5 protein-coding genes and 1 pseudogene are annotated in these 3,716 nt (G+C 66.4%); all 6 read left to right on the forward strand.

What is annotated here, in order from left to right; translation table 11 throughout:
• Window positions 1–311: pseudogene (locus tag ACOJSN_RS19180) on the forward strand (FAD-dependent oxidoreductase); the annotation flags it as partial.
• A 283-nt stretch (window positions 312–594) separates the two neighbouring features.
• Window positions 595–1,989: a dihydrolipoyl dehydrogenase gene (gene lpdA, locus ACOJSN_RS19185; protein WP_420114090.1), complete on the forward strand. Its 1,395-nt coding sequence runs from the start codon at window positions 595–597 to the stop codon at window positions 1,987–1,989.
• An 88-nt stretch (window positions 1,990–2,077) separates the two neighbouring features.
• Window positions 2,078–2,311: a hypothetical protein gene (locus ACOJSN_RS19190; RefSeq protein ID WP_420114091.1), complete on the forward strand. Its 234-nt coding sequence runs from the start codon at window positions 2,078–2,080 to the stop codon at window positions 2,309–2,311.
• Window positions 2,308–2,739 carry a TA system VapC family ribonuclease toxin gene (locus ACOJSN_RS19195; protein ID WP_420114092.1) on the forward strand — a complete coding sequence of 144 codons (432 nt, stop codon included), beginning with the start codon at window positions 2,308–2,310 and terminating at the stop codon, window positions 2,737–2,739. Before ACOJSN_RS19190 ends, ACOJSN_RS19195 begins: the two co-directional genes overlap by 4 nt.
• 165 nt (window positions 2,740–2,904) lie before the next feature.
• Complete coding sequence (locus tag ACOJSN_RS19200; protein WP_420114093.1) at window positions 2,905–3,132, forward strand: hypothetical protein; 228 nt, start codon at window positions 2,905–2,907, stop codon at window positions 3,130–3,132.
• Window positions 3,133–3,209: 77 nt separating this feature from the next.
• The gene (locus ACOJSN_RS19205) at window positions 3,210–3,584 is read left to right on the forward strand and encodes a DUF2200 domain-containing protein (RefSeq protein ID WP_420114094.1); all 375 of its coding nucleotides are present in this window, start codon (window positions 3,210–3,212) and stop codon (window positions 3,582–3,584) included.
• Window positions 3,585–3,716 lie beyond the last annotated feature (132 nt).

Raw genomic sequence — 3,716 nt, forward strand, 5'->3', positions numbered from 1 at the left:
CCCTGACCGGCACGACCTCGATGGACGTCGCCGCTGACGACGGGTCTACGAGCCAGGTGACCTTCGACAACCTGATCCTCGCGACCGGCTCCGTGACGCGGATGCTGCCTGGCGTCGAGGTCAGCAAGAACGTCGTCACCTACGAGGAGCAGATCCTCGACGACGAGCTGCCGGGTTCGATCATCATCGCCGGCTCCGGTGCGATCGGCGTGGAGTTCGCCTACGTGCTCGCGAACTTCGGCGTGGACGTGACGATCGTCGAGTTCCTCGACCGGATGGTGCCGACCGAGGAGCCCACGCCGACTCAGGAGCCCACGGCGGCTCAGGAGCCGGCACCGACCCAGGAGCCGGCGCCGGCTCAGGATCCCAGCGTCGGTGCCGTTCCGACTGACTCGCTCGCCGCTGCAGGTGCTCCGAGTGGCCTCGGTGCACTCGCTGTGATCACTGTGATGCTGGCGGTATCCGGGGGCTTGCTGATCGCCGTGCGTCGCCAGCGGATCGGGCGGTCGGCGAGCTGACGTTGCGGGTGTGCCCCGGTCCTTGTGTGGCCGAACCCACGGTGTTCACTCGTACGAGCGCCGTTAGGCTCACCCTGTGAGCTCACACTTTGACGTCGTCGTCCTCGGCGCGGGCCCTGGTGGGTACGTCGCCGCCATCCGCGCGGCCCAGCTCGGCAAGTCCGTGGCCGTGGTCGAGAAGAAGTACTGGGGTGGTGTCTGCCTCAACGTCGGGTGCATCCCGAGCAAGGCGCTGCTGAAGAACGCCGAGCTCGCGCACACCCTGAACCACGACAAGAAGAAGTACGGCATCGAGGGCGACGCCACGATGTCCTACGGCCCCACGCACGCCCGGTCCCGCCAGGTGAGCGCCGGGATCGTCAAGGGCGTCCACTTCCTGATGAAGAAGAACAAGATCACCGAGATCGACGGCTGGGGCACCCTGACCGGCACGACCTCGATGGACGTCGCCACCGATGATGGTCAGACCCAGCAGGTGACCTTCGACGACCTGATCGTCGCGACCGGCTCCGTCACCCGCATGCTGCCGGGCGTCGAGGTGAGCAAGAACGTCGTCACCTACGAGGAGCAGATCCTCGACGCCGATCTGCCGGGCTCGATCATCATCGCCGGCTCGGGCGCGATCGGCGTGGAGTTCGCCTACGTGCTGGCGAACTTCGGCGTGGACGTCACGATCGTGGAGTTCCTCGACCGGATGGTCCCGCTCGAGGACCCGGACGTATCCAAGGAGCTGACCAAGCACTACAAGAAGCTGGGCGTCAAGGTGCTCACGAGCACCAAGGTGGAGTCGGTGGAGGACACCGGTTCCGGCGTCAAGGTGACCGTCTCTGCCGATGGTCAGCAGCAGGTGCTGGAGGCCGACCGGCTCCTCTCGGCGATCGGTTTCGCACCGCGAGTGGAGGGCTTCGGGCTCGACGCGGCCGGTGTCAAGCTCACCGAGCGCGGCGCGATCGAGATCGACGACTTCATGCGCACCAACGTCGCGAACATCTACGCGATCGGTGATGTGACCGCGAAGCTGATGCTCGCCCACGTAGCCGAGGCGCAGGGCATCGTGGCCGCTGAGACGATCGCCGGCGCCGAGACGATGGCGATCGACTACCGCTTCATCCCGCGCGCCACCTACTGCCACCCGCAGATCGCCTCGATGGGCCTGACCGAGCAGCAGGCCAAGGACGCCGGTCACGAGGTGAAGGTCGCCTCCTTCCCGTTCAGTGCGAACGGGAAGGCGCAGGGACTCGGCGAGGGGGTCGGTTTCGTCAAGATCGTCGCCGACGCGAAGTACAACGAGATCCTTGGCGCCCACATGATCGGCCCGGACGTCACCGAGCTGCTGCCCGCGATCAACGTCGCGCAGACCTGGGACCTCACGGCCGACGAGGTCTCCCGCGTCGTCTTCGCCCACCCGACCCTCGGCGAAGCCGTCAAGGAAGCGATGCACGGCATCTCGGGGCACATGATCAACTTCTGACCCCCATCAGCGCCCGGCGGCGGCTCTCACCACTCGCGGCGAGAGTCGCCGTCGGCCAACTGATGCGCTGATGCGGTAGCATCACCGCATGAGGACCACGCTCGACATCGACGACGATCTGCTCACCGTCGTGAAGGAGACGGCGCGCAGGCAGGGCCGCTCTGCGGGTGCGGTGATCTCTGAGTTGGCGCGTAGGTCGCTGCAGGAGCAGGTGAAGGCCGCAGTTCACCCCGACCTCGGGTTTGCCACGGTTCCACAACGTGCGGGCGTCGTGGTCTCGACATCCCTGGTCGATCAGATCCTTGAGGAGTCCGCCGAGTGAGGGCGTTGCTCGATGTCAATGTCCTGATCGCTGTCCACGATGAGAGCCACACGCACCATGCGTCAGCCCGGGCGTGGCTGAGCGCGAACCTCGACAACGGCTGGGCGAGTTGTGCCATCACGCAGAACGGGTTCGTGCGCGTTCTCAGCCAGCCTAGGTATCCGCTGGAGATCTCGGCCGCGGGTGCGCTCGCACTGCTGCAGGTCTCCTGTTCCGCGCCGCACCACGAGTTCTGGCCATCTGACGTGGCGTTGGTCGATCCAACTGCGGTCTCGCCACATTCCCTCCTCGGTCCGCAGCAGGTGACCGACATCTACCTGCTCGCACTCACCGTGCGGCACGGTGGGCGGTTGGTCACATTCGATCGCACTGTCCCAACCGCTGCGGTTCCCGGCGCGAGCGACGATTCGCTGGTGGTCCTGGGCTGAACCGGGGGCGGGTGCCACTGTGATCACCGTGTCCTCGCCTCCCCTCTCGCTGGTGATCCGCTGCGCTCGTCAGCAAGATCTCCACGGATACTCTGGTGGCATGAGCACTGCTGCGCGCGAGGCCGTGCGTCGCCTCGACGCGGCGGCCGAGGCGCGTCCGCAGACGTGCTCGCCCTTCTCGACCGTCTCCATGACCTGACCAGGTACGAGGGGTTCGATGTTCTCGATCTGCGTCGTGCCGGCCCGTTGGTCCGGGACCGGGCGCTCAGCGGTGGTCGGCCCCTGTATCAGGATCGCGCCGGCGGCTTCGGGAACGCCCAGATCGCCGCGATGATGGAGCGGCTTAAGACCGAGGAACTTCCTCGGCTCGAGCTGGAACTGATGTCACGGTGATGCCGCGCATGTTCGACCCGGATGTGGTTCAGAGTCGTCGTGACTTGGCTGCGGGCGTGTGAGCGTAGGCTCACGGCATGGGCACGCACGCGAAGCCGGTGGCCACGGAGCGAATCAGGCGAATGCCGTTGGCGAGTTTCTACCCGCACTACGTGACCAAGGTGGAGCGGAAGGGCCGCACCCAGGCGGAGGTTGACCAGGTCATCACGTGGCTGACCGGCTACGACGAGGCTGGGCTGGAGCGCGTGCTCGCGGACGAGGTCGAGCTCGAGACCTTCTTCGCGCAGGCACCGGCCTTCCACCCGAACGCGTCCTTGATCACCGGAACCGTCTGCGGGTACCGCGTCGAGGAGATCGAGGACGAGCTGATGCAGAAGATCCGCTACATGGACAAACTCGTGGACGAGGTCGCCAAGGGCAAGGCGATGGAGAAGATCCTGCGAACCGCCTGACTCCCGTCAGTGCGGGACGACGTCGACGCCGTTTCGCTCGTAGGTCTCAGTGAGCCGCTGGGCGATCTGGTCCGGCGGCCAGTCGTCGGGGACGCTGAGCATGGTGCCGCCGGCGAACGCCCGGGCGGTGAC

The organism is Pseudactinotalea sp. (assembly GCF_048594945.1).
Lineage (GTDB): Bacteria > Actinomycetota > Actinomycetes > Actinomycetales > Beutenbergiaceae > Pseudactinotalea.

Bases quoted from the DNA above. Each gene is read 5' to 3' on its own strand.
- ACOJSN_RS19205 (WP_420114094.1), top strand. From the start codon at position 3,210: ATGGGCACGCACGCGAAGCCGGTGGCCACGGAGCGAATCAGGCGAATG.
- ACOJSN_RS19190 (WP_420114091.1), top strand. From the start codon at position 2,078: ATGAGGACCACGCTCGACATCGACGACGATCTGCTCACCGTCGTGAAG.